This is a genomic window from Pseudomonas peli, from assembly GCF_900099645.1.
GTDB lineage: Bacteria > Pseudomonadota > Gammaproteobacteria > Pseudomonadales > Pseudomonadaceae > Aquipseudomonas > Aquipseudomonas peli.
Genome location: NZ_FMTL01000002.1, coordinates 943,211 through 967,990, shown reverse-complemented (window position 1 = coordinate 967,990; position 24,780 = coordinate 943,211). Strand labels below are relative to the sequence as shown.

The window sequence follows — 24,780 nt, the reverse complement described above, 5'->3', positions numbered from 1 at the left end:
TCTGACCTATTGGAGGGGGCTTAAAGCGGCTAAACCCGCGCCAGGCTTGGCCTGAGCGGTCGAGCGCCGGCGCGAGTGTAACACAGGGTGTTACCGGGCCAAGGCCACCAGCGCCCTGCTTTCAAACCAAAAGGTGGGCTGTGAGGGGATGGGCAGCAACATGGATTGTCCTACAATCCAACTATCAACCCACTCCAACAATAATAAGTACGGAGCCACCATGTTCGAACGCCTGCCCTCCAACTGGATGCTTGTGATTAAAAGCATCGGCTACTGGTTCTGGTTGATCCCTGTATTGGGCATCCCATTGAGCTATTACTGGTCATTAAATAGCCAATACGCCAACGCCTGGCCCTGGCTGGTGGTGCTGGTGGTGTTTGGGGTGATTCCGCTGCTGGATTTCATCATAGGCCGTGACCCTGCCAACCCCGACGAAGCGGTGCAAGTACCGCAAATGGAGCAGCAAGGTTACTACCGTCTGCTCAGCCTGATCACCGTGCCGGCTTTGCTCGGCATGCTCGGCTGGGCAGGATGGGTATTCGTCAACCATGAGGCCTGGAGCTGGGTTGGCCAGCTCGGCTGGGTGCTGTCCGTAGGCACCGTGACTGGTGCCATCGGCATCACCGTGGCCCATGAGTTTATCCATAAGGACCCGCAGCTGGAGCAAAACGCCGGCGGTTTACTGCTGGCGGCCGTGTGCTACGGCGGCTTCAAGATCGAGCATGTGCGCGGCCACCATGTGCATGTATCGACCCCGGAAGACGCCAGCTCCTCGCGTTACGGCCAGAGCCTTTATGCCTTCCTCCCGCACGCCTATGTGCACAATTTCCTCAATGCCTGGAAGCTTGAAGCAGAGCGGCTGAAGCGCAAGAGTTTGCCAGCGCTGCACTGGCGCAATGAGCTGATTGGCTGGTATGCGATCAGTGCGCTGTTTCTCCTCGGTTTCAGCCTGGCCTTCGGCTGGCTCGGCGCGCTGTTCTTTATCGCGCAGTCGGTGGTCGCCTTCACCCTGCTGGAAATCGTCAACTACGTGGAGCATTACGGCCTGCACCGTCGCAAACTGGAGAATGGCCGTTATGAACGCACCAATCCGACGCATTCATGGAACAGCAACTTCCTCCTGACCAACCTGTTTCTCTTCCATCTACAGCGCCATTCCGACCACCACGCCTATGCCAAACGCCGCTACCAAGTGCTACGCCATTTCGACGACAGTCCGCAATTGCCCAACGGCTATGCCGGGATGATCGTCCTCGCGCTTTTTCCACCGCTGTGGCGCGCGGTGATGGACCCTCGCGTACGTGCTTACTACGCCGGTGAAGAGCATCAACTGACTGATTCGCAGCTGACCCATTCCTAAAAGCAGTTACCGCAACAAGAAAACGCCAAGGGCTCACACCCTTGGCGTTTTTTATGTCCTGCACTTTTGTTTCTGCAGCGCCTTGCTTGGCATAAAAGCGGCTAGCGTTTAACCGAGCTGCAGGGCTTTTCGAGCTCATAACTGAATCGTATGACAATCGCCTGACCAAAGAGTCAAATATTTGTTGACCCTAAAGTCAGAAAACTCTAGATTCGCCTCATGCCAAGCCGTGTGGAAACGCTGTGCCATTGTGCTCAGTCGTTTCAGCAGAGCCTGATACGAGAACAATAAAGTGCCTGGAGGTCGTCCTTGATCCAGTTTTTACTCAACCGGGAGCTGCGTACTGAGCATGCCCTGGACCCAAACATCACCGTGCTCAATTACCTACGTGAGCATGTCGGCAAATCCGGAACCAAAGAAGGCTGCGCCTCTGGCGACTGTGGTGCCTGCACCGTGGTAGTCGGTGAGCTGGACGGTGAGCGCGTGCGTTATCGCACCCTCAACTCCTGCCTGACCTTCGTTTCCAGCCTGCACGGCAAACAGCTGATCACGGTTGAAGACCTCAAGCACCAGGGCAAACTGCACAGCGTGCAACAGGCCATGGTCGACTGCCACGGCTCGCAGTGCGGCTTCTGCACCCCGGGTTTCGTCATGTCGCTGTTCGCCCTGCAGAAAAACAGCAGCGGCTTCGACAAGGCTGACACTATGGAAGCCCTGGCCGGCAACCTCTGCCGCTGCACCGGCTACCGCCCGATTATCGATGCCGCCGAGCAAGCTTGTTGCCAGAAGCAGCCGGACCAGTTCGACGCGTTTGAGCCGCAAACCGTCGCGCAACTGAAAGCCATCGCCCCTAAAGACACCGCCGAGCTCAACAGCGGCGACAAACGCTGCCTGCTGCCGCTGACCGTGGCCGACCTGGCCGATATCTACGCTGCCAACCCTGAAGCGCGCTTGCTGGCTGGCGGTACCGACCTGGCGCTGGAAGTCACCCAGTTCCACCGCGAACTGCCGGTGATGATCTACGTCGGCCATATCGAAGCGATGAAACGCGTCGACGTGACCGCAGAGAGCATCGAAATCGGTGCCGCCACCGCGCTGTCCGATTGCTACGCGGCACTGGCCCAGGACTACCCGGACTTCGGCGAGCTGCTGCACCGCTTCGCCTCCCTGCAGATCCGTAACCAGGGCTCCCTGGGTGGCAATATCGGCAACGCCTCGCCGATTGGCGATGCCCCGCCGCTGCTGATTGCCCTCGGCGCGCAGATCGTGCTGCGCAAAGGCAGCAGCAGCCGCACTCTGCCGATCGAAGACTATTTCCTCGACTACAAGGTGACTGCGCGCCAGGAAGCCGAATTCATCGAGAAGATCATCGTGCCGCGCCATCAGGCCAGCCAGGCGTTCCGCGCATACAAGGTGTCCAAGCGCCTCGACGACGACATCTCCGCTGTCTGCGCCGCCTTCAACCTGGTGGTCGAAGATGGCGTGGTGCAAAGCGCACGCATCGCCTTTGGCGGTATGGCGGCCATCCCGAAACGCGCCGCTGCCTGTGAAGCCGCGCTGCAAGGCTCGGCCTGGTATCCAGGTGTGATCGAACGCGCCTGTGCTGCACTGGCCGAGGACTTCACCCCGCTCAGCGACTTCCGCGCCAGCAAGGAATACCGCCTGCTCACTGCACAGAATCTGCTGCGTAAATTCTTCCTCGAGCTGCAAGCTCCCGAAGTCGAAACCCGGGTGACCGCCTATGTCTAACCACATCCAGCACAAAACCCAGGCCGAACTGGCCGAACTGTTCCGCGCCGACATCACCACTGGCGTCGGCAAGAGCGTCAAACATGAAAGCGCGGACAAACACGTCTCCGGCGAAGCTATATACGTCGACGACCGCCTGGAATTCCCCAATCAGCTGCACGTCTATGCCCGCATGAGCGACCGCGCCCACGCGCGCATCGTCAGCATCGACACCGCGCCCTGCTATGCCATTCCCGGCGTGGCTATCGCGATCACCAGCAAGGACGTACCCGGCCAGCTGGACATCGGCCCGGTGGTCGCCGGTGACCCGCTGCTGGCGGACGGCAAGGTCGAATACGTAGGCCAGGTGGTGATCGCCGTCGGCGCCGACAGCCTGGAAACTGCACGCAAGGCGGCTATGGCGGCGATCATCGAATATGAAGACCTCGAGCCGGTGCTGGACGTGGTCGATGCGCTGCGCAAGAAGCATTTCGTCCTCGATAGCCACCAGCACAAGATCGGCAATTCCAGCGCCGAATTGGCCACTGCGCCGCGCCGCCTGCAGGGCAGCCTGCATATCGGCGGCCAGGAACACTTCTACCTGGAAACCCAGATTTCCTCGGTCATGCCCAGCGAAGACGGCGGCATGATCGTCTACACCTCGACGCAGAACGCCACCGAGGTACAGAAACTGGTGGCCGAAGTGCTCGGCGTACCGATGCACAAGATCGTCATCGACATGCGCCGCATGGGTGGCGGTTTCGGCGGCAAGGAAACCCAGGCTGCCGGTCCGGCGTGCCTGTGTGCAGTCATCGCGCACCTCACCGGCCGGCCGACCAAGATGCGCCTGCCGCGCGTTGAAGACATGCAGATGACCGGCAAGCGCCATCCGTTCTACGTTGAATACGACGTGGGCTTCGATGACAACGGCCTGCTGCATGGCATCGAGATTGAACTCGCCGGCAACTGCGGCTACTCGCCGGATCTGTCGGGCTCGATCGTCGACCGCGCGATGTTCCACTCCGACAACGCCTACTTCCTCGGCAACGCCACCATTAATGGTCACCGCTGCAAGACCAACACCGCGTCGAACACCGCCTACCGCGGCTTCGGCGGCCCGCAGGGCATGGTCGCCATTGAGGAGATAATGGATGCAGTCGCGCGCAGCCTGGGCAAAGACCCGCTGGAAGTGCGCAAGATCAACTACTACGGCAAGACCGAGCGCAACGTCACCCATTACCACCAGACCGTCGAGCACAACGTTATCCACGAGATGACCGCCGAGCTGGAAGCCAGCAGTGACTACGCCAAGCGCCGCGAAGAAATCCGCGCGTTCAATGCCAAGAGCCCGGTGCTGAAGAAAGGCCTGGCGCTGACCCCGGTGAAATTCGGCATCAGCTTTACCGCCACCTTCCTCAACCAGGCCGGCGCGCTGATCCATATCTACACCGACGGCTCGATCCACCTGAACCACGGCGGCACCGAGATGGGCCAGGGCCTCAACACCAAGGTCGCGCAGATCGTCGCCGAAGTGCTGCAGGTGGATATCTCGCGCATCCAGATCACCGCCACCAACACCGACAAGGTGCCAAACACCTCGCCGACAGCCGCCTCCAGCGGTGCCGACCTTAACGGCAAGGCCGCACAGAACGCCGCCGAAACCCTCAAGCAGCGCCTGGTCGACTTCCTAGTGCGCGAATACAAGGTCACCCCGGAAGACGTGGAATTCCGCAACAGCCAGGTGCGCGTACGCGACCTGTTCCTGAGCTTCGAGGAAGTGATCCAGAAGGCCTATTTCGGCCAGGTATCGCTCTCCAGCACCGGTTTCTACCGCACGCCGAAGATCTTCTATGACCGTGACAAGGCCGCCGGTCGTCCTTTCTACTATTTCGCCTACGGTGCAGCCTGTTCGGAAGTGATCGTCGACACCCTGACCGGTGAGTACAAGATGCTGCGCACCGACATCCTGCATGACGTCGGCGCTTCACTGAACCCGGCGCTGGACATCGGTCAGGTCGAAGGCGCATTCGTTCAAGGCATGGGTTGGCTGACCATGGAAGAGCTGGTGTGGAACGGCAAAGGCAAGCTGATGACCAACGGTCCGGCCAGCTACAAGATCCCAGCCATCGCCGACATGCCGCTGGACCTGCGCGTCAACCTGGTGGAAAACCGCAAGAACCCGGAAGACACCGTATTCCATTCCAAAGCCGTTGGTGAACCGCCGTTTATGCTCGGCATCGCCGTGTGGTGTGCGATCAAGGACGCTGTGGCCAGCCTGGCGGATTACCGCGTACAACCGAACATCGACGCCCCGGCAACGCCTGAGCGCGTGCTCTGGGGGGTGGAGCAAATGAAGAAACTGCAGCAAAGCGCCAAGGCTGCTGTCGCAACAGAGGCAGAACCAGCCTAAAGCTGTGGGTGGATGCCGCTACGAGCGATCGTATCTGCATCCACCCCATGCAAGACCAGGGTGAACAACAATGACAAAACACACCGAAACGAAACCCCAGACACCACGACCGATTCCAGTACCGATACTGGACCCGTCGCCGAGCAACTGGCGCTTACCGCGCCCCGGACAACTGCCACCTACCTGGAGGCTGAGCAAATGAGCTGGATCAGCGCCCTCGCCGACCTGCAGCAACGCGGTGAACCCTGCGTGCTGGTGACCATCATCGAAGAGCGCGGCTCAACCCCGCGCAATGCGGGCTCGAAAATGGTGGTCACCGCTGACCGCATCTTCGAGACCATCGGTGGCGGTCATCTGGAATTCAAGGCGATGGAGCTGGCCCGCGAAATGCTCAGCAGCCGCAGCCAGGACACCCGACTGGAACGCTTCAGCCTCGGCGCCAGCCTCGGCCAATGCTGCGGCGGCGCCACCGTGCTGCTGTTTGAGCCCATGGGCCAACCGCAGGCGCAGATCGCCGTATTCGGTGCCGGCCATGTTGGCCGCGCCCTGGTGCCGCTGCTCGCCAGCCTACCGTGCAAGGTGCGCTGGATTGACTCGCGGGAAAACGAATTCCCCGAGCAGATTCCGGTTGGGGTCGACAAAGTGGTGAATGACGAGGTGATAGACGAGATCGAGCGCATGCCCGCCGGCAGCTACTTTATCGTCATGACCCACAACCACCAGCTCGACCTGGAGCTGACTGCAGAAATCCTCAAACGCAACGATTTCGCCTACTACGGCCTGATCGGCTCGCAGACCAAACGCGCCAAATTCGAACACCGCCTGCGTGATCGCGGTTTTGATCCTGCAGTTGTAGCGCGGATGCGCTGCCCGATGGGTCTGGCTGAGGTCAAAGGCAAGTTGCCGGTGGAGATTGCCGTGTCCATCGCCGGCGAAGTGATCGCCACCTATAACGCCGCCTTTGGCCAAGAGAGCAAAAAGGGCCAGCCCAGCGTTGCCAAGCTGCTGCCCGCCTCTCGCCGAAGCCAGGCCTGACTATTTGCCCAGGCGCACGCACACCTGGGAGACCAACTCCATAGATTGAGATCAGCTTTACATGACTAGCCCAGTGAAAGCCTACCGCGCCGCCATCCTGCACAGCATTGCCGACCCTGCCGTGGTGGGCGTTGAGCAATCCTATGAGTATTTCGAAGACGGCCTGCTGGTCATCGACAACGGCCAGGTGGCTAATGTTGGCCATGCCGCCGACCTGCTACCCAACCTCAAGGGCGTGGAAATAACCGAATACCGCGACGCGCTGATCACCCCCGGCTTTATCGACACCCATATCCACTACCCGCAGACCGGGATGATCGCCTCCTACGGCGAACAGCTGCTGGATTGGCTGAACACCTACACCTTCCCCACCGAGCAGCAGTTTGCCGACAAGGCCCATGCAAGCGACGTGGCCGGTATCTTCCTGAAGGAGCTGCTGCGCAACGGCACCACCACAGCGCTGGTGTTCGGCACCGTACACAAGCAATCGGTAGACGCCTTCTTCGAAGCCGCCGAAGCGCTGAACCTGCGCATGATCGCCGGCAAGGTGCTGATGGACCGCAACGCTCCGGATTACCTGACCGACACCCCGGAATCCGGTTATACCGACAGCAAGGAGCTGATCGAACGCTGGCACGGCAAGGGCCGCCTGCATTACGCAGTCACCCCACGCTTCGCTCCGACCAGCACCCCGGAGCAACTGACCCTGGCCGGCAAACTGCTGGGCGAGTACCCGGACCTTTATATGCACACCCACCTGTCCGAGAACCTCAAGGAAATCGAATGGGTCAAGGCACTGTTCCCCGAGCGCAAGGGCTACCTGGATGTGTACGACCACTACCAGCTGATCGGCGCGCGCTCGGTATTCGCCCACGGCGTGCACCTGTGCGACGACGAATGCCAACGCCTGGCCGAAACCGGCTCGGCCGTGGCCTTCTGCCCGACCTCGAACCTGTTCCTCGGCAGCGGCCTGTTTGACCTGAACAAACTGGAACAGCACGGCGTACGCGTCGGTCTGGGCACCGATGTGGGTGCCGGCACGAGCTTTAGTCAGCTGCAATCGCTGAATGAGGCCTACAAGGTCATGCAGCTGCAGGGCAAGAAGCTTGATCCGTTCAAGTCGCTGTACCTGGCGACCCTCGGCGGTGCCAATGCGCTGTACCTGGACGACAAGATCGGCAACTTCGAGAGCGGCAAAGACGCCGACTTCGTGGTGCTCGATTACAACGCCACGCCGCTGATCAGCTACCGCATGCAACAGGCCAAGACCTTGGACGAGAAGCTGTTCGCCCTGACCATGCTCGGCGACGACCGCGCGATCAAGGAAACCTTCGCCGCCGGCCAGTCGGTGCATCGCCGCGATTGAGGTGGGTAAAAACCCAACCAAGAAAAAGCCCGCTCATTGAGCGGGCTTTTTCGTTTAGGCCGGTTGCGCCAATCAGCGGCTCGCGGCTTTCTTCTTGCTGCCTGGCAGCAGGTGCGAGAACACCGCGTGCAGGTCATCGGAGGCGGTTTCGCCATCCAGGTTGAGCTTGGCGTCGACGCTGTCCATGTGGCGCATCATCAGGTCCACCGCCACTTCAACATTGCCGGCCTCGATAGCGTCGATCACCTGGTCGTGTTCGGCATCCGAGCAGTGCGTACGGCTATTGCTTTCGTACAGGGCGATGATCAGCGAGGTCTGCGAAATCAGGCTGCGCAGAAAGCCCAGCAAGGTCAGGTTGCCGGCGGCTTCGGCGAGTTTCAGGTGGAACTCACCCGACAGGCGAATGCCCATGCCGCGATCACCACGAGCGAAACAGTCGCGCTCATCGATCACCATCTGGCGCAGCGCGGCAATCTGTTCCGGCTTGGCGTTCTTGCAGGCCAGTTCGGTAATCGCCCGCTCGATCATACGGCGTACATAGAAAATCTGCCGCGCTTCTTCCGCGCCCGGGCTGGCCACTACCGCGCCACGGTTAGGCCGCAACAGCACCACGCCTTCGTGGGCCAGGCGCGATAAGGCGCGACGGATGATGGTGCGGCTGACGCCGAAGATTTCACCGAGCGCCTCTTCACTAAGCTTGGTGCCAGGAGCCAGACGCTGCTCAAGAATGGCATCGAAGATATGGGCGTAAACGACATCGTCCTGAGTCCCGCTGCGAGTGCTTTTGCCTTCGCGCGTCTGCTTCTTAAGGGGCTGCAATTGTTCGTTCATTGTGGCTCGCGTGATCAAGGTTCGGCGGTTGCTGATGCAACTCTACTGTGTGCTACCTACCCTCTGGCAAGCGGCAAACCAGTGAAAAGTCACAAATAAAAAGCCTTTGCATTGTACACAATGTAACCAGTACGTACACCGCACCAAGGCATAACCCTCGCGCAAAGGTGCATTTTCATGCGCTTTCTGTTCGCACTTCTCTGCCTAAGAACGCGCAGTCGGCAGATTCATTTCTTATATGCAGCATTTTTCTTGTTCGCGAATCTGCTTAGCAACTGCCCTGGTGAGTTACGGCGGCAACACCGCGATGCCCACGATTATTGCCGAAGCCCCACTGATCATGAGGGGTGTAAACACCTCGTCAGATCGGCGAAACAAATGCTCCGGAACACATCAGTAACAGGACAGGTACTGCATAGGTAAAAAAGCCGAGTACATAGCAGCTTTTAACAAGAAACATTATTTGCTTTTTTTGTATACAACATCATAATCGGCCTCAGCGTTATTTCTTGACCGAAAGGTCAGCTAAGCACGCCAGCAAGGCAAAAAAACACCACCTACCTCAAGAGTCGAGCAGTGCGCAGCACAGGCTCTGGGTGGCACACAACAAGAGATGAGGAGTACCCCTGTGGAAAGCGCTAAACAAGAACAACAGGCGACGCAGATGCAAGAGCTGATCAAACCCGGTCTGCTTGACCGCTTCTTCAAGCTGACCGAACACCGCACCACAATCAAAACCGAGCTGCTGGCGGGCCTGACGACTTTCGTCACCATGGCTTACATCATCTTCGTTAACCCCAACATCATGGCCACGGCTGGCGTCGATCATGGCGCCGCGTTTGTCGCCACCTGCATCGGCGCGGCCATCGGCTGTTTCCTGATGGGTCTTTACGCTAACTGGCCAGTCGGCCTGGCACCTGGCATGGGTCTGAATGCCTTCTTCACCTATACCGTTGTCGGCGAAATGGGCTATAGCTGGCAGATCGCCCTCGGCGCAGTGTTTATCTCCGGCGTGCTCTTTATGATCATGAGCCTGTCGAAGATCCGCGAGTGGCTGCTTAACAGCATCCCCATGAGCCTACGCTTTGCAATGGGTGCGGGAGTGGGCTTGTTCCTCGGGCTGATCGGTTTGAAAACCGCAGGCATCGTGGTCGACAGCCCAGCCACGCTGCTGACCATGGGCTCGTTCGGTGAACCGAGTGCAATCCTGGCGGCCGTGTGCTTCCTGCTGATTGCCGTGCTCAGCCATCGCAATGTGTTCGGCGCCATCCTGTTCAGCATGCTCGGCGTGACTGCCATCGGCTGGGCTGTGGGCCTGGTTGAATACAACGGTCTGGTTTCCATGCCGCCAAGCCTGGCACCGACCTTTATGGCGATGGACATCGCTGGGGCCTTCAACATTGCCATGGTCAGCGTGATTCTGGCCTTCCTCTTCGTGAACATGTTCGACACGGCCGGTACCCTGATGGGCGTTGCCCACCGTGCCAACCTAGTGGATGAAGACGGTAAGATCCAGAACCTAGCCAAGGCCCTCAAGGCCGACAGTACCTCCAGCGTGGTTGGTGCCATGGTCGGTTGCCCGCCGGTAACCAGCTATGTGGAAAGTGCTGCAGGTGTTGCTGCCGGTGGCCGTACCGGTCTGACAGCTATTACCGTTGGTGTGCTGTTTCTCGGCGCGATGTTCTTTGCCCCGCTGGCTGGGATGATCCCCGCCTACGCCACCGCTGGCGCGCTGATTTATGTAGCGATGCTGATGATGAGCGGCATGGCGCATATCGACTGGAAAGATCACACCGACACCATCCCGGCGATCGTCACCGTGGTCATGATGCCGCTGACCTTCTCCATCGCCAACGGTATTGCCCTGGGCTTCCTGACCTACGCGACACTGAAACTGCTGACCGGTCAGCGCGACAAGGTATCGCTGAGTTTGTACGTTCTGTGCATCATTTTTATCGCCAAGTTCGCCTTCCTGTAATTGAAAACTACTGCGCTCGACTATGCAGCGTTGAAGTCAGGCTCAAAATGCTCATGTACAGTCGTACACTCCGCTTTTTCGCCTGACTTCGCCTTGCCTAGTCATCGCTCGCTACGTTTTCAAAACAAAGGAACATGAACCAAGCAAAACCTAAGCCCTGACATGGCGTCGGGGCTTTTGCGCATCTGGAGAATCACTAATGAGTCTGGAAACCTGGCTGTTATTCGCAAGTGCTGCACTGGTGGTGATTCTGATCCCCGGGCCGCTATCACTGTTGATGGTCAGCAACAGCCTGAACTATGGCCTGCGCCGCTCGGCACCGGCCTTTATTGGTGGGGTGTCAGCCTCGATCTGCCTGTTGAGCGCTTCAGCCCTTGGCCTTGGCGCACTGCTGCTGGCCTCGGAACAGCTGTTCAGCTTGCTGAAGATTGTCGGCGCGCTGTACCTGTTCTACCTCGCCTGGCAAAGCTGGCAGGAATCGCGCAAAGCCGCCAAGCCGGTGACGGCCGAGGAACAGCCGGTCAACCCGAGCTTTCGCGCCATGTTCTGGAAGGCCTTCGGCCTGGGCGCCAGTAACCCCAAGGACATCCTGTTCTTTGCCGCCTTTCTGCCGCAGTTCATCAGCGCCGAGCGCCCCATGCTTGGCCAGTTGCTGGTGATGATTGCCACCTGGGCGGTGCTGGACCTGGCCTGCAAGCTGTTCTACGGCCTCAGCGCCCAAGGCGCCGCGCGCTACCTGCGTTCGGGCAAGGGCCAGGTATGGTTCAATCGCATCAGTGCGGCCTTGTTTGGCGGAGCTGGAGCTGCCTCACTGCTTAGCCGCTAGGTTATTGCTGAGCGCGCGAAGCCCATTGTTTGGGTTTCGTGCAGCTCAAACACTCGGCCCCGATCAGCACCTCAAATCGTAGGCAAAAAAAAGCCCGCAGTGTGTACGGGCTAGGGACTCTTAAATTGAGTCAGAGGGTGACAAGCATTCGGTTCAGCTACCGCGGTAGGTGGAGTAGCTGTAAGGGGAAATCAGCAGCGGCACGTGGTAATGCTCCTGCCCGGCATCGATGCCGAAGCGCAGCACCACAACATCGAGAAAGGCCTGTTCAGGCAATTTGACGCCGCGAGCGCGGTAGTAATCGCCGGCATGGAAATGCAGCTGGTAAACGCCACTGCGGTAATCGTCACCCTGCAGCACCGGCGCATCACAGCGCCCGTCGTGGTTGGTGACAACGCTATTGAGCAGCTCCATCTGAGCCCCTTCAACGCGATACAACTCAATCTTCAATTCGCTGCCTGGGCAACCATGGGCGGCATCCAGTACGTGTGTGGTCAATCGTCCCATCGCTTATGGGCACCTGCGCAGATAAGCCTACGTAGACGCCGCACCTCCTCTACTTTTATTGAATTCGGCAGATTTATCAGGCTAAGCAGCCTCGACTGAGGTGAAGCATAGCATATTGAAACTCAAAAATAAGACAGTTTTATAACAAACTGTACACAATACATCGATCATTTAGCCTGCGTAGCGCACCGTAATCGGGCAGTAAATCAGCCATAAGTGCTTGCGAGCACTGCTTTTGCACAGCAACAGCTGACGCACTGGACAGATTCAGCATTAAGGCAAAATTTCGCAAAATAAGTGAATTTTAGATTTACAAGATGCAAAGCATTTTGTATACAATTAGTCCATCACGGTCGTGCAACGCATTCATGCCTGCCAATGACCGCCACAAACAGCAAGAAGGAAGACTGCAGTGAGCGCTGACTACCCACGCGACCTGATCGGTTACGCCAACAACCCGCCCCATCCGCACTGGCCCAATGATGCGCGCATCGCCCTGTCGTTTGTTCTTAATTACGAGGAAGGCGGCGAGCGCAACATCCTGCACGGCGACAAGGAATCCGAGGCATTTCTCTCCGAGATGGTTTCCGCGCAGCCGCTGCAAGGCCAGCGCAACCTGTGCATGGAATCGCTCTACGAGTATGGCAGCCGTGCCGGCGTCTGGCGTCTGCTCAACCTGTTCCAGAAACACAACATCCCGCTGACCATCTTTGCCGTGGCCATGGCTGCGCAGCGTCATCCAGATGCGATCAAGGCGATGGTCGCCGCAGGCCACGAGATCTGCAGCCACGGTTACCGCTGGATCGACTACCAGAACATGAGCGAAGCCGAAGAGCGCGAGCATATGCTTGAAGCCATCCGCATCCTCACCGAACTGACCGGCGAACGCCCGGTGGGCTGGTACACCGGCCGCCTCGGCCCAAACACCCGCCGTCTGGTCCGTGAAGAAGGTGGCTTTCTGTATGACAGCGACACCTACGACGACGACCTGCCCTACTGGGATCCGGCCAGCACCGCAGCCAAGCCGCACCTGGTGATCCCTTACACGCTGGACACCAACGACATGCGTTTCACTCAGGTGCAGGGCTTCAACAAGGGCGATGACTTCTTCGAATACCTGAAAGACGCTTTTGATGTGCTTTACGCCGAAGGCGTGGCCGGCGCACCGAAGATGCTCTCGATCGGCATGCACTGCCGCCTGCTCGGCCGTCCGGCGCGTCTGGCGTCACTGGCGCGCTTCCTTGAATACGTGCAGAGCCACGAAAAAGTCTGGTGCGCCCGCCGCGTCGACATCGCCAAACACTGGCACGCGACCCATCCGCTGCAAGAGCCATCCAAGGAGAGCTCGAAATGAGCCGTTTTCAAACCCTGACCCCGTCCCGTTTAAGCCGTGAAGACTTCGTCAAAGTCTTCGCAGATGTCTACGAGCACTCGCCCTGGGTCGCCGAAAAGGCTTTTGACCTGGGCCAGGACGACAGCATCAATGAAATCAACGGCCTGCATCAGCGCATGGCCGACCTGTTGCTCAGTGCCAGCCATGCTGCACAGCTGGCGCTGATCAATGCTCACCCGGACCTGGCCGGCAAGGCAGCCGTTCGTGGTGAGTTAACCGCCTCTTCGACGTCGGAGCAGGCTGGTGCGGGCATTCATGAATGCACCGCAGAAGAGTTCGCCCGCTTTACCGAACTGAATGATGCCTACAAGGCCAAGTTCGGCTTCCCCTTCATCATGGCGGTGAAAGGCAGCAATCGGCACCAGATCCTGGCGGCCTTCGAGGAGCGGATTCATAACTCCCCGGAGCAAGAATTCGCCTGCGCCCTGGCCGAGATCAACAAGATCGCGCTGTTCCGCTTGCAGCAGCTCTAGGCCGCAAGCCCTCCGCCCTCCCCAACGCCATCACTAAGGCAGACATTTCATGAAAGCTTACGCCGTACCCTTTGAGAAATACGTCAACCTCGCCGACGCACGCCTGGGCACCAAGGCCATCTCGGTCACCGACGACTGGTTCGCCGACGTTAACCGTCTGTTCCAGCCGACCCCGGCCGTATGGAAGGAGGGCGTGTTCGATGACAACGGCAAGTGGATGGATGGCTGGGAGTCGCGTCGCAAGCGCTTCGAAGGTTACGACAGCGCGGTAATCCGCCTGGGCGTACCGGGCTCGATCAAGGGTGTGGACATCGACACCAGCTTCTTCACCGGTAACTTCCCGCCATCGGCGTCCCTGGAAGGCTGCTTTGTCGCTGAAGGTGACCCGACCGACGCCACCGTGTGGACTGAAGTGCTGGCCGCAGTAGAGCTGCAAGGCAACAGCCACCACTACCATGAAATTGCCAATGCACAGGCCTTCACCCACCTGCGCTTCAACATCTATCCGGACGGCGGCGTCGCCCGTCTGCGCGTCTACGGCGTACCGTTCCGTGAGTGGAGCAATGTCGGCGACAACGAGCAGATTGACCTGGCAGCCGCACTGAATGGCGGTCGCGCCCTGGCCTGCTCGGACGAACACTTCGGCCGCATGAGCAACATCCTCAACCCAGGCCGTGGCATCAACATGGGCGATGGTTGGGAAACTGCACGTCGCCGTACCCCAGGTAACGACTGGGTGATTGTCGCACTCGGTCATCCCGGCGAGATAGAGCGCATCGTCGTCGACACCCTGCACTTCAAAGGCAACTACCCGGACAGCTGCTCGATCCAGGCGGCCTTCGTCAAAGGCGGCACCGACAGCCAGATCGAGACCCAGAGCCTGTTCTGGCGCGAGCTGCTACCAAGCCAGAAACTGCAGATGCACGCCGAGCACGAGTTCAGCGAGCAGATCAAAGCGCTGGGCCCGATCACCCACGTACGGGTGAACGTGTTCCCGGACGGTGGTATCAGCCGCCTGCGCCTGTTCGGCAAAGTCGCCAAGTAAGCCAATGAAACCCCTCTCCCATTGGGAGAGGGGCATAAACGAACGAACAAGAAGACCAACATGCGCACATTGATCATCGAGCCGCTGAGCAAAGAAGCCTTCGCACCCTTTGGTGACGTTATCGAAACCGAGGGCAGCGAGTACTTCATGATCAACAATGGCTCCACTCGCCGCTATCACAAACTGGCCACGGTCGAGACCGCACAGCCAGAGGATAAGGCGATCATCAGCATCTTCAGTGCCGAGGCGCTAGAGATGCCGCTGACCATTCGCATGCTGGAGCGTCATCCGCAGGGCAGTCAGGCGTTTATTCCGCTGCTCGGCAACCCCTTTCTGATCGTGGTCGCGCCACTTGGCGATGCACCTGAATCAGAGTTGGTCCGCGCCTTCCGCAGCAACGGCAGGCAGGGCATTAATTACCATCGCGGCGTTTGGCACCACCCGGTGCTGACGATCGAAAAGCGGGATGACTTCCTGGTGGTTGATCGCAGTGGTTCTGGCAACAACTGCGATGAGCATTTCTTTACCGACGACGAGCAACTGCTCCTCGCCCCCCACCAATAAGAGAAGCCTGCAGCCGGCGTGTCGGCCTGCGGGAAAGAGGTACTGATTGTGGAAGCGCATTTGACTGAGTGGCTGAACCTGGGTATCCGCTGGATCCATATGATCACCGGCATCGCCTGGATCGGCGCATCCTTCTATTTCGTCTGGCTGGAAAACAACCTCAACCGTAGCAACCCACGCGAAGGCCTGTCTGGTGACCTCTGGGCGATTCACGGTGGCGGTATCTACCACCTGGAAAAGTACAAACTGGCTCCGCCGAAAATGCCGGAGAACCTGCACTGGTTCAAATGGGAAGCTTATTTCACCTGGCTGTCGGGCGTGGCCCTGATGCTGGTGGTGTACTACCTAAACCCAAGCCTGTACTTGGTTAAACCCGGCGTTGATCTGGCCCCGGAAATGGCCATTGCCATCGGCTTCGGTTCGATGGTGGCGGGCTATGTGGCGTATCACTTCCTCTGCGATTCGCCGCTGGGCAAGCGCCCGGCCCTGCTTGGCGCCGTGCTGTTCGTGCTGATCATCGCTGCCGCCTATGGCTTCAGCCAGATATTCAGCGGCCGCGCTGCCTATATCCATGTCGGCGCGATCATCGGCACCATCATGGTCGGCAACGTGTTCTTCACCATCATGCCGGCCCAGCGCGCGCTGGTTAAGGCCATCGAAGACAACACCACGCCGGACCCGACTCTGCCGGCCAAAGGTCTGCTGCGTTCGCGCCACAACAACTACTTCACCCTGCCGGTGCTGTTCATCATGATCAGCAACCACTTCCCGAGCACCTACGGCAGCCAATACAACTGGCTGATTCTGGCGGGCATCGCGATGCTGGCAGTACTAGTGCGCCACTACTTCAACACTCGCCATGACAGCAGCAAGTACATCTGGACCCTGCCTGCCGCCGCACTGGGCATGATCTGCCTGGCGTTCGTCACGGGACCGAGTATGAAAGCCGCCAGCACCGAAGCGCCTAAAGCAGCCGCTATTACCTACGCAAAAATTCCGGCCACTGCCGTGAGCGGTAATCCGGATGTAGCCAAGGCAGCTGAACCCGCCAGCACACCCGCTGAGCCAGCAGCCGCCGCACCGGCTGTAGCAGCTGTCGAGTTTGCCAAGGTCAGCAGCGTGATTCAGGAACGCTGCAGCGTCTGTCACTCGGCCACGCCGAGCAGCCCAATGTTCAGCGCGCCACCGGCCGGCTTCATGCTCGACACCCCTGAGCAGATCAAAGCGCAAGCCGCAAAGATTCATGCGCAAAGCGTGGCCTCACAGATCATGCCGCTGGGCAACATCACCCAGATGACCCAGGAAGAGCGCGACTTGATCGGCTCATGGATCGACCAGGGCGCACAGCTCAACTGATCCACGCGAATGCCGCACCCGCTCAGGGTGCGGCATTTGTCTTTCGGCCAACAGCCGCACACCCCTCCCCGCGCCAATACGCCCTACCACACGTCCTACGCACGTTTTGCCGTGACGTTCAGCAATCTGACTGGCGGTGAATTTTTGTGCACAATATTTAAATAAATTGTTTTTAACGATGTAAACAAATTGCTATAGTCAATCAACCTGACTATGTGGACAACTTTATGTCGCATTCAGGACAGAGGCCCGTGAAGCCTCATGTAAGCCCATGACCATATAAGAACAACTGGCAGGCTCAGACATGACAACCCCTCACAATCCACGCACCCCAGCTCCGTCTACGGTCAGCCACAAGCGGATCGCCCCATTGGTAATTAGCGCACGGATACGGCTCAGCGCTATCCGCCTGGCCGCAATCAAACTTATCCCGAAAGCCACGCTGCCAAAGCCAACCCAGGCCGATCTGCCCAATTCGCTGTTCAACGCCCTGCATGAGTTCAACACGCCCCAGCGGCCCAGTTGAGACGTCTCCCTATTTGCCTGTTCGACCCTGCGGTTCGCCACGGGGCTGAGAAACCCTGTAAGTCCACAATAAGGAAAACGTGATGAAACTGAAGCACCTGCCCCATTGCATCGCTCTCTCAGCCGGTCTGTTTACCGGCCAGCACGCCTTCGCCGAGGGTGCCTTCCTCTGGCAAGACACCAGCCTCTCCTACCTCTATGGCAGCAACTTCCAGCGCCTGAACAACAACGGTGAAGAACAGCGCTCGCAAACCACCTTCACCCTGGAAAACGCCAGTGGCTGGACCTGGGGCGATACCTTCTTCTTCCTCGACTACATCGACGCCGACAACAACCAGGCCCGTGGCAGCACCTTCGGCAACCTGGATGTCGATGAGAAGAACAGCTTCTATTACATGGAATTCTCGCCACGCGTCAGCCTCAGCTGGCTGACCGGCCAGGACCTGTCCGCAGGCCCGCTGAAGGATGTATACGCAGCCTTTACCTATGAAAAGGGCAACGGCGGCCCTGGCACCGAGAACTACCTGTACGGCATCGGCACCGCCTGGAACGCTCCAGGCTTCGCCTACCTGAACGCCAACCTGTATGCGGTGAAGGTCAATAACCACATCTTCTTCGATCATGACTTCAAGGCATCGGACAAGGGCAACGGCCACACCTACCAGCTGACTGTGAACGGGGCTTATCCGTTTGCCATTGGCGAACAGGACTTTGTGGTCGACGGCTACATCGACTGGCGCGCGCCATCCAAGGATGCCGGCACCCAGACATCAGTCGGCTCCTCAATCCAGATCAAATGGGATGCGGGCAAGGCGCTGTTCGGTGAAGGTCGCAAACTGTATGTCGGCACAGAACTGAACATGTGGCACAACAAGTACGGCATCAAGCCAATCGACGGTTCCACCGATGGCTTCGATCAGACCGCAGTACAAGCGCTGGTGAAGTACCACTTCTAAGCCCATGTGCTGGATGCGGATCGCCGGGTAGGCGGCAACCCGCAACAAAAAGGGGATGGCAACGATGCCATCCCCTTTTTGTTGCGCCTATTCGCTCTTGTTACACGCAGAAAAAACCGCTCACTTGGAGCGGCTTTTTTTAGCTCAGCGCATTACTGCGATTGCGCGTCCTTGAGCTTTTTGCGCTCGATAAAATCCAGCTTCCACTGCTCCAGGCCGATGCGGTCGGCCTCCAGATTAGCCTCGACCTTGTACTTACTTTTCAGCGCGACAATTGCAGGCTGCTGCTCGCTCAAGAATCGGTCAAAACGCTGCATAAACGTCGCATGCTTGAGCGTGGACAGCTTGAAGCTGCCACGGCTGTGCGGCAACTGCGCATCGAATATCAGCGCGCCCGGACGCGCGCGGATGTTGTCCAGATAATGGGTGGCCACCACCACGTTGAAATAGGCGCCATCGGTGTCCTTCTTCAGCGCCTGGCGAATCATCTGGCGTAGATCATCGCTGTAAGTCAGCTCAATCTGCCCGGCATCGATACGTTCCTGATAGCCCCGTGGCGTCCAGCCGTTGACGATGGCCAGGCGCTTGATCTGCTCGATGGGTTGGCCATGGCGCTGCGGCGCCACCAGCACACCATCGACATACTCGACCACGCCCTGGCTGTAGCTCAGGGCCTTGCCGGCCTTCTGCTCCTGCGCCCAGGTTTCGCTGTCGGGGTATTTGAAATCCACCTGACCGCTAAGTAGCGCAGGCAACAGCTGCTCAACAGGCAGCACCTTGTAACTCAGCTCCACTCCGCTGGTCTGCGCGAACAGGTCGAACAGCTCACGGGCAAAGCCCTGGTACTGGCCTTGCGCATCGATGCTGTAGTGCGGCGCAAAGGCCAGTTTCTCTACACCGATCACATAGCTTTCAGCGCTGACCGCGCTGGAACAAACAACGGCGAACAAACTGCAGACGTGCGAGGGCTTCACAGCAAACCTCCTGTTGATTGTGAGAGTGGAACGAATGGAACCGCCCAAGGCGGTGAGGACGCGGCTAGGGGCTAGCCGCCGGTCATGCTCATAAAGCGAATAACCTGCACCTGGGCATCGCTCTCGAAGTGGTGACGTTCGGGTTTCAGTTGCAAGGCTTGCATCAAGGCTTCACTCAGGCGCTGGCTGTCGCCGGGGTGGGCACGCATCAGGCCTTTCAGGTCCAGGGCATTTTCATGACCCAGACAGAGCACCAACTTGCCCTCGGCGGTGACCCGCACGCGGTTGCAGTCGCCGCAGAAGTTGTGGCTGTGCGGTGAGATAAAACCAACCTGGGTGTCGCTGCCGACCACCTGCCAGTAGCGCGACGGCCCGCCGGTCAACTTGCTGCTACGCACCAGGGCATAACGCTGCTCGATGCGCTCACGCACCTCGTCACTGGAGCAGAAGGTCTGCTCGCGCTGATGGCTGGAAATACTGCCCAGCGGCATTTCTTCGATAAAGCTGATGTCCAGGCCCCGCGCCATGGCGAACTCGACCAGGTCGAGCACTTCGTCATCGTTGCGGCCTTTCTGCACCACGGCATTGAGTTTGATCTTGCGAAAACCCGCCGCGCGCGCCACCTCGATGCCGTCCAGCACCTGATCGAGCTTGTCGCGTCGGGTAAAGGCAGCAAAACGCTCGCGCTGCAACGAATCCAGGCTGACGTTCAGGCGCTTGACCCCGGCTGCGTGTAACTGCGGCGCCAGGTCAGCCAGCTGTGAGCCATTGGTGGTGATGGCCAGGTCTTCCAGCTCGGCGCGCTGGCCCAGGCGGGTCAGCAGGCTGATTAGGTTCTTGCGTACCAGCGGCTCGCCACCGGTGATGCGGATGCGTTTGACCCCGAGGCCGATAAAAGCGTCCGCCACTGCGTAGAGTTCTTCGAGGGTGAGAATCTGCTCGCGCGGGGCGAACACCATGTCCTCACTCATGCAATAGGTGCAGCGGAAATCACAGCGATCGGTGACCGATAACCGTAGATAGGTGATGCGCCGACCGAAGGGGTCAACCAATTGATTGTTCACTACGTGTCTCCTGGAGCTCAACGAGCCGAGACTTTTTGTTATGAATGCATGCATGCATGCAGGGAGATAAAAACAGAAATATTAAATTTTGTATACAACAACCTGACTTGCAAGTCAGATAGCCCGCCGGAGCCCAGGCCACAAGCCTTGAGCGCCGCTCAAAGCCGGTGCTACCATCCCGGCGCTGCCCAGCGACGGGCGTTCGACAGAAGCAAAGAGGCTTATGACCAGTATTCGCGAGCGTAACAGAGAGCTGATTTTACGCGCAGCCAGTGAGGAGTTCGCCGACAAAGGCTTCGCTGCCAGCAAAACCAGCGACATCGCCGCCAAGGCCGGGGTGCCCAAGCCCAACGTCTACTACTACTTCAAGTCGAAAGAAAACCTCTACCGCGAAGTGCTGGAAAGCATTATCGAACCATTGCTGGAAGCCTCTTCGCCGTTCAATCAGCCAGGCAAACCGGCCGACGTACTGCGCGCTTATATCCGCTCGAAAATCCGTATCTCCCGCGAACTGCCGTTTGCCTCCAAGGTATTCGCCAGCGAAATCATGCACGGCGCGCCGCATCTGTCCGCCGACCAGACCGCGCAACTGAATGCCCAGGCCAAGCACAATATTTCCTGCATCCAGGGCTGGATCGACCAGGACCTGATGGCCCAGGTTGACCCGCACCACCTGCTGTTCAGCATCTGGGCCGCAACTCAGACCTACGCTGACTTCGACTGGCAGATTTCCACCGTCACCGGCAAAGCCAGCCTGGATGAGGCCGACTACGAAGCCGCCGCGCAGACCATCATCCGCCTGGTGATCAAGGGCTGCGAAATCGACGAAACCCAGCCCAGCCCCTCCGAGCAGGTCACCAACGCCTAAGCCCGTTTATCCGCCCTGCCCTTGGCTTAAGGCAGCCATAAATAAAAACGGTGAATGCCGTAAAGCATTCACCGTTTTTTTATTGCGACTCTAGTTGCGGCGAAAGCCGCACATCATCAGGCGGCGATACCCGCATCCGGCTTCAGCCCGACCGATTCCACCGCGCTCACCGCGCACTGCTCATCGATATCCGAGGAATCACCGGTGATACCCACTGCGCCGATCACCTCGCCGCGCTCATCACGGATCAGCACACCACCCGGTGCCGGCACCAGTTGACCGTCTGCCAGGTTGTTAACTGCACCGATAAAAGCTGGACGCTGCTGAGCGTCGGCGGCGATCAGGCGCGAGCCCTTGCCCAGAGCCAGCGCGCCCCAGGCCTTGCCGATGGCAATTTGCGGGCGTAGCAGGCTGGCGCCGTCTTCGCGCTGCAGGCTGATCAGATGCCCGCCGGCATCCAACACGGCAACAGTCAGCGGCGCGGCGGAAATTTCCCGGCCGACCGCCAGGGCGCGGTTACTGATGGTGGTGGCGATTTGCAGATTCAACGTACTCATGCTGGGTCTTCCTCGATGCTGATAAATCCTACGAAACACCTGGCGCTGCGCCGCCTGCAGGGCGATTGACAGCGGCCGGGCAATCCAAAGCTCAACATCACTATCCCACTAGAAACAAAAAACTCAATAGTCGAATACAATACAAGCTGCACTTGTATACAGTTATCAGAGCTATTTTCCGCAGCAGATCAAGCACCCCAGCTAAAACGGTTGTTTTAAAAGATTTTTTACCAGACAGCGCCTCGACAATAAAACGTGTTGACCGGAAGGTCAGGCCATGAATAGAATCCAAGTCAGCTGTTTTGTATACAATCTGATAACAAACGAGGCACAAGACAATGGCCAAAATGAGAGCAATCGAGGCCGCCGTACTGGTGATGCGCCGCGAAGGCGTTGACACTGCGTTCGGCATCCCCGGCGCCGCCATCAACCCCCTGTACGCTGCACTGAAGAAAGTTGGCGGTATCGACCACGTCCTGGCTCGCCACGTCGAAGGTGCCTCGCACATGGCTGAGGGTTACACCCGCACCAATGCCGGCAATATCGGCGTGTGCATCGGCACCTCCGGCCCAGCTGGCACCGACATGGTGACCGGACTGTACTCGGCATCCGCTGACTCCATCCCGATTCTGTGCATCACCGGCCAGGCGCCGCGTGCCCGCATGCACAAGGAAGACTTCCAGGCCGTCGACATCACCAGCATCGTCAAGCCGGTGACCAAGTGGGCGACCACGGTAATGGAGCCTGGCCAAGTGCCGCGCGCCTTCCAGAAAGCCTTCTATGAAATGCGCAGCGGCCGTCCAGGCCCGGTGCTGATCGACCTGCCGTTTGATGTGCAGATGGCCGAGATCGAATTCGACATCGACGCCTACGAGCCGCTGCCGCTGGCCAAACCGGCCACCAACCGCGTGCAGGCAGAAAAAGCCATCGCCATGCTTAACGATGCCGAGCGTCCGTTGCTGGTTGCCGGTGGCGGTATCTTCAATGCCGACGCCGCCGACAAGCTGGTGGAATTCGCCGAGCTGACCGGCGTACCGGTTGTACCGACGCTAATGGGCTGGGGCGTGATTCCGGATGACCACAAACTGATGGTCGGCATGGTCGGTCTGCAGACCTCACACCGTTACGGCAACGCCACCCTGCTGGCTTCCGACCTGGTGTTCGGTATCGGTAACCGCTGGGCCAACCGCCACACCGGTTCGGTTGATGTTTACACCGAAGGCCGCAAATTCATCCACGTCGATATCGAACCGACGCAGATTGGCCGTGTATTCAACCCGGACCTTGGCATCGTTTCCGATGCTGGTTCGGCGCTAGACGCGTTCCTAGAAGTGGCTCGCGAGTGGAAAGCCGCTGGCAAGCTGAAAGATCGCAGCGCCTGGCTGGACAGCTGCCGCGAGCGTAAGCGCACCCTGCAGCGCAAGACCCACTTCGACAACGTGCCGGCCAAGCCGCAGCGCGTGTACGAAGAGATGAACGAAGCGTTCGGCAAGGACACCTGCTACGTCACCACCATTGGCCTGTCGCAGATCGCCGGCGCGCAGTTCCTTCACGTTTACAAGCCGCGTCACTGGATCAACTGTGGCCAGGCCGGCCCGCTGGGCTGGACCATTCCGGCAGCGCTGGGTGTGGTCAAGGCCGACCCGAGCCGCAAGGTTGTGGCGCTGTCTGGCGACTACGACTTCCAGTTCATGATCGAAGAGCTGGCGGTGGGCGCGCAGTTCAACCTGCCGTACATCCACGTGCTGGTGAACAACTCCTACCTGGGTCTGATCCGTCAGGCGCAGCGCGGCTTTGAGATCGACTACTGCGTACAGCTGGCGTTCGAGAACATCAACGCGCCGGAAATCAACGGTTACGGCGTTGACCATGTTGCCGTGGTTGAAGGCCTGGGCTGTAAGGCCATCCGCGTGTTCGACCCGAACGAGCTGCAGAACGCCTTCGCCGAAGCCAAGCGCCTGATGGCTGAGCACCGCGTACCGGTGGTGGTGGAAATTATCCTGGAGCGTGTCACCAACATCTCCATGGGTACCGAAATCAACGCCGTAAACGAGTTCGAAGAACTGGCTGAACGCGGCGTCGACGCCCCGACTGCCATCTCACTGCTCGACTAAATCGCTTTTGAACCAGCAGCCCGGACGCATAATCCGGGCTGCGCAAGACAAGGAGCACCACATGCCCCGTTTTGCTGCCAACCTGTCCATGCTGTTCACCGAAGTGGACTTTCTGGACCGTTTCGACGCTGCCGCAGCCGCAGGCTTCAGCGGTGTCGAATACCTGTTTCCCTATGATTTTCCGTCTGAAGTGATCAAAGCGCGCCTGGATGCTAACCGTCTGGAGCAGGTGCTGTTCAACCTACCCGCCGGTGATTGGGCCAAGGGCGAGCGCGGTATCGCTTGCCACCCTGACCGCGTTGAAGAGTTCCGCGCCGGTGTCGACCAGGCCATCGCCTACGCCAAGGTGCTGGGCAACAAGCAGATCAACTGCCTGGCCGGTATCCGTCCGCAGGGTCTGGATTGCGCCACCGTCGAGCAGACCTTTGTCGACAACCTCAAGTTTGCCGCCGGCAAGCTCGAAGCCGCGGGCATCAAGCTGGTCATGGAAATGATCAACACCCGCGACATCCCGGGCTTCTACCTGAACACCACCCAGCAGGCGCTGGCCATTCGCGACAAGGTCGCAAGCCCCAACCTGTACCTGCAATACGACATCTACCACATGCAAATTATGGAAGGTGACCTGGCGCGTACCGTCGAGGCCAACCTGTCTGTGATCAACCATGTGCAGTTGGCCGACAACCCGGGCCGCAACGAGCCGGGCACGGGCGAGATCAACTACCGCTTCCTCTTCGAGCACCTGGACCGTATCGGTTACCAGGGCTGGATCGGCTGTGAATACAAGCCGGCCACCACCACCGCTGCCGGCCTCGGCTGGATGAAAGCGCACAACGCAATCTGAATCAGA

Annotated in this window: 22 protein-coding genes; 17 read left to right on the top strand and 5 right to left on the bottom strand. The window is 59.0% G+C overall.

The window, feature by feature from the left end:
- Positions 1-220: 220 nt before the first annotated feature.
- The 5 genes from BLO50_RS13335 (at position 221) to guaD (ending at position 7,899) form a co-directional block, all read left to right on the top strand.
- The gene (locus BLO50_RS13335; protein ID WP_090253590.1) at positions 221-1,360 is read left to right on the top strand and encodes an alkane 1-monooxygenase; all 1,140 of its coding nucleotides are present in this window, start codon (positions 221-223) and stop codon (positions 1,358-1,360) included.
- 309 nt (positions 1,361-1,669) lie between these two features.
- Entirely contained in the window at positions 1,670-3,109 is a 1,440-nt protein-coding gene (gene xdhA, locus BLO50_RS13330; RefSeq protein WP_090253588.1) for a xanthine dehydrogenase small subunit, read from the top strand.
- Complete coding sequence (xdhB, locus tag BLO50_RS13325) at positions 3,102-5,498, top strand: xanthine dehydrogenase molybdopterin binding subunit (protein WP_090253586.1); 2,397 nt, start codon at positions 3,102-3,104, stop codon at positions 5,496-5,498. Before xdhA ends, xdhB begins: the two co-directional genes overlap by 8 nt.
- Before the next feature lie 198 nt (positions 5,499-5,696).
- Positions 5,697-6,533: a xanthine dehydrogenase accessory protein XdhC gene (xdhC, locus tag BLO50_RS13320; protein WP_090253584.1), complete on the top strand. Its 837-nt coding sequence runs from the start codon at positions 5,697-5,699 to the stop codon at positions 6,531-6,533.
- A 61-nt stretch (positions 6,534-6,594) separates the two neighbouring features.
- Positions 6,595-7,899, top strand: coding sequence for a guanine deaminase (gene guaD / locus BLO50_RS13315; protein ID WP_090253582.1), 1,305 nt, complete (start codon positions 6,595-6,597; stop codon positions 7,897-7,899).
- Positions 7,900-7,971: 72 nt separating this feature from the next.
- On the opposite strand, the gene BLO50_RS13310 is transcribed toward guaD, so the two are convergent.
- Complete coding sequence (locus BLO50_RS13310) at positions 7,972-8,730, bottom strand: GntR family transcriptional regulator (RefSeq protein ID WP_090253579.1); 759 nt, start codon at positions 8,728-8,730, stop codon at positions 7,972-7,974.
- Positions 8,731-9,358: 628 nt separating this feature from the next.
- Between BLO50_RS13310 and BLO50_RS13305 the strand changes: the two genes are divergently transcribed.
- Both BLO50_RS13305 and BLO50_RS13300 read left to right on the top strand, forming a co-directional pair.
- Entirely contained in the window at positions 9,359-10,708 is a 1,350-nt protein-coding gene (locus tag BLO50_RS13305; RefSeq protein WP_420875460.1) for an NCS2 family permease, read from the top strand.
- Between the two features lie 199 nt (positions 10,709-10,907).
- A complete protein-coding gene (locus BLO50_RS13300; protein ID WP_090253577.1) occupies positions 10,908-11,534 on the top strand; it encodes a LysE family translocator in 627 nt (208 codons plus the stop codon).
- A gap of 153 nt (positions 11,535-11,687) precedes the next feature.
- On the opposite strand, the gene uraH is transcribed toward BLO50_RS13300, so the two are convergent.
- Positions 11,688-12,041 (bottom strand): hydroxyisourate hydrolase, encoded by a 354-nt coding sequence (gene uraH, locus BLO50_RS13295; RefSeq protein WP_090253575.1) that lies wholly within the window; start codon positions 12,039-12,041, stop codon positions 11,688-11,690.
- Positions 12,042-12,453: 412 nt separating this feature from the next.
- Here uraH and puuE point away from each other — a divergent pair, with 412 nt between their 5' ends.
- The 7 genes from puuE (at position 12,454) to BLO50_RS13265 (ending at position 18,353) form a co-directional block, all read left to right on the top strand.
- Positions 12,454-13,395, top strand: a complete 942-nt coding sequence (gene puuE / locus BLO50_RS13290) for an allantoinase PuuE (RefSeq protein WP_090253573.1) — start codon at positions 12,454-12,456, stop codon at positions 13,393-13,395.
- Positions 13,392-13,907 (top strand): 2-oxo-4-hydroxy-4-carboxy-5-ureidoimidazoline decarboxylase, encoded by a 516-nt coding sequence (gene uraD / locus BLO50_RS13285; protein ID WP_090253571.1) that lies wholly within the window; start codon positions 13,392-13,394, stop codon positions 13,905-13,907. The genes puuE and uraD overlap by 4 nt, the downstream gene beginning before the upstream one ends.
- Positions 13,908-13,956: 49 nt before the next feature.
- Positions 13,957-14,952, top strand: coding sequence for an allantoicase (gene alc, locus BLO50_RS13280; protein WP_090253569.1), 996 nt, complete (start codon positions 13,957-13,959; stop codon positions 14,950-14,952).
- A 60-nt stretch (positions 14,953-15,012) separates the two neighbouring features.
- The gene (locus BLO50_RS13275) at positions 15,013-15,516 is read left to right on the top strand and encodes an ureidoglycolate lyase (RefSeq protein ID WP_090253567.1); all 504 of its coding nucleotides are present in this window, start codon (positions 15,013-15,015) and stop codon (positions 15,514-15,516) included.
- 48 nt (positions 15,517-15,564) lie between these two features.
- The gene (locus tag BLO50_RS13270) at positions 15,565-16,872 is read left to right on the top strand and encodes a urate hydroxylase PuuD (protein WP_090254110.1); all 1,308 of its coding nucleotides are present in this window, start codon (positions 15,565-15,567) and stop codon (positions 16,870-16,872) included.
- A gap of 304 nt (positions 16,873-17,176) precedes the next feature.
- Positions 17,177-17,398: a hypothetical protein gene (locus tag BLO50_RS21670; protein ID WP_143003819.1), complete on the top strand. Its 222-nt coding sequence runs from the start codon at positions 17,177-17,179 to the stop codon at positions 17,396-17,398.
- Between the two features lie 82 nt (positions 17,399-17,480).
- The gene (locus BLO50_RS13265) at positions 17,481-18,353 is read left to right on the top strand and encodes an outer membrane protein OmpK (protein WP_090253564.1); all 873 of its coding nucleotides are present in this window, start codon (positions 17,481-17,483) and stop codon (positions 18,351-18,353) included.
- 152 nt (positions 18,354-18,505) lie between these two features.
- Here the strand turns inward: BLO50_RS13265 and BLO50_RS13260 are convergent, their stop codons facing one another.
- The gene (locus BLO50_RS13260) at positions 18,506-19,327 is read right to left on the bottom strand and encodes a substrate-binding periplasmic protein (protein WP_090253562.1); all 822 of its coding nucleotides are present in this window, start codon (positions 19,325-19,327) and stop codon (positions 18,506-18,508) included.
- 71 nt (positions 19,328-19,398) lie between these two features.
- Positions 19,399-20,391 (bottom strand): GTP 3',8-cyclase MoaA, encoded by a 993-nt coding sequence (moaA, locus tag BLO50_RS13255; protein WP_420875459.1) that lies wholly within the window; start codon positions 20,389-20,391, stop codon positions 19,399-19,401.
- A 223-nt stretch (positions 20,392-20,614) separates the two neighbouring features.
- Here moaA and BLO50_RS13250 point away from each other — a divergent pair, with 223 nt between their 5' ends.
- Entirely contained in the window at positions 20,615-21,259 is a 645-nt protein-coding gene (locus tag BLO50_RS13250; RefSeq protein WP_090253559.1) for a TetR/AcrR family transcriptional regulator, read from the top strand.
- Between the two features lie 116 nt (positions 21,260-21,375).
- On the opposite strand, the gene BLO50_RS13245 is transcribed toward BLO50_RS13250, so the two are convergent.
- A complete protein-coding gene (locus tag BLO50_RS13245; RefSeq protein WP_090253557.1) occupies positions 21,376-21,816 on the bottom strand; it encodes a GlcG/HbpS family heme-binding protein in 441 nt (146 codons plus the stop codon).
- A gap of 338 nt (positions 21,817-22,154) precedes the next feature.
- Between BLO50_RS13245 and gcl the strand changes: the two genes are divergently transcribed.
- Together gcl and hyi are read left to right on the top strand one after the other, a co-directional pair.
- Entirely contained in the window at positions 22,155-23,930 is a 1,776-nt protein-coding gene (gene gcl, locus BLO50_RS13240; RefSeq protein WP_090253555.1) for a glyoxylate carboligase, read from the top strand.
- 61 nt (positions 23,931-23,991) lie between these two features.
- Positions 23,992-24,774: a hydroxypyruvate isomerase gene (gene hyi / locus BLO50_RS13235; RefSeq protein ID WP_090253554.1), complete on the top strand. Its 783-nt coding sequence runs from the start codon at positions 23,992-23,994 to the stop codon at positions 24,772-24,774.
- The last annotated feature ends 6 nt before the right edge of the window (positions 24,775-24,780 follow it).

Bases quoted from the DNA above. Each gene is read 5' to 3' on its own strand.
- BLO50_RS13335 (WP_090253590.1), top strand. From the start codon at position 221: ATGTTCGAACGCCTGCCCTCCAACTGGATGCTTGTGATTAAAAGCATC.
- xdhB (WP_090253586.1), top strand. From the start codon at position 3,102: ATGTCTAACCACATCCAGCACAAAACCCAGGCCGAACTGGCCGAACTG.
- xdhC (WP_090253584.1), top strand. From the start codon at position 5,697: ATGAGCTGGATCAGCGCCCTCGCCGACCTGCAGCAACGCGGTGAACCC.
- guaD (WP_090253582.1), top strand. From the start codon at position 6,595: ATGACTAGCCCAGTGAAAGCCTACCGCGCCGCCATCCTGCACAGCATT.
- BLO50_RS13310 (WP_090253579.1), bottom strand. From the start codon at position 8,730: ATGAACGAACAATTGCAGCCCCTTAAGAAGCAGACGCGCGAAGGCAAA.
- BLO50_RS13300 (WP_090253577.1), top strand. From the start codon at position 10,908: ATGAGTCTGGAAACCTGGCTGTTATTCGCAAGTGCTGCACTGGTGGTG.
- uraH (WP_090253575.1), bottom strand. From the start codon at position 12,041: ATGGGACGATTGACCACACACGTACTGGATGCCGCCCATGGTTGCCCA.
- uraD (WP_090253571.1), top strand. From the start codon at position 13,392: ATGAGCCGTTTTCAAACCCTGACCCCGTCCCGTTTAAGCCGTGAAGAC.
- alc (WP_090253569.1), top strand. From the start codon at position 13,957: ATGAAAGCTTACGCCGTACCCTTTGAGAAATACGTCAACCTCGCCGAC.
- BLO50_RS13275 (WP_090253567.1), top strand. From the start codon at position 15,013: ATGCGCACATTGATCATCGAGCCGCTGAGCAAAGAAGCCTTCGCACCC.
- BLO50_RS21670 (WP_143003819.1), top strand. From the start codon at position 17,177: ATGACAACCCCTCACAATCCACGCACCCCAGCTCCGTCTACGGTCAGC.
- BLO50_RS13265 (WP_090253564.1), top strand. From the start codon at position 17,481: ATGAAACTGAAGCACCTGCCCCATTGCATCGCTCTCTCAGCCGGTCTG.
- BLO50_RS13250 (WP_090253559.1), top strand. From the start codon at position 20,615: ATGACCAGTATTCGCGAGCGTAACAGAGAGCTGATTTTACGCGCAGCC.
- BLO50_RS13245 (WP_090253557.1), bottom strand. From the start codon at position 21,816: ATGAGTACGTTGAATCTGCAAATCGCCACCACCATCAGTAACCGCGCC.
- gcl (WP_090253555.1), top strand. From the start codon at position 22,155: ATGGCCAAAATGAGAGCAATCGAGGCCGCCGTACTGGTGATGCGCCGC.
- hyi (WP_090253554.1), top strand. From the start codon at position 23,992: ATGCCCCGTTTTGCTGCCAACCTGTCCATGCTGTTCACCGAAGTGGAC.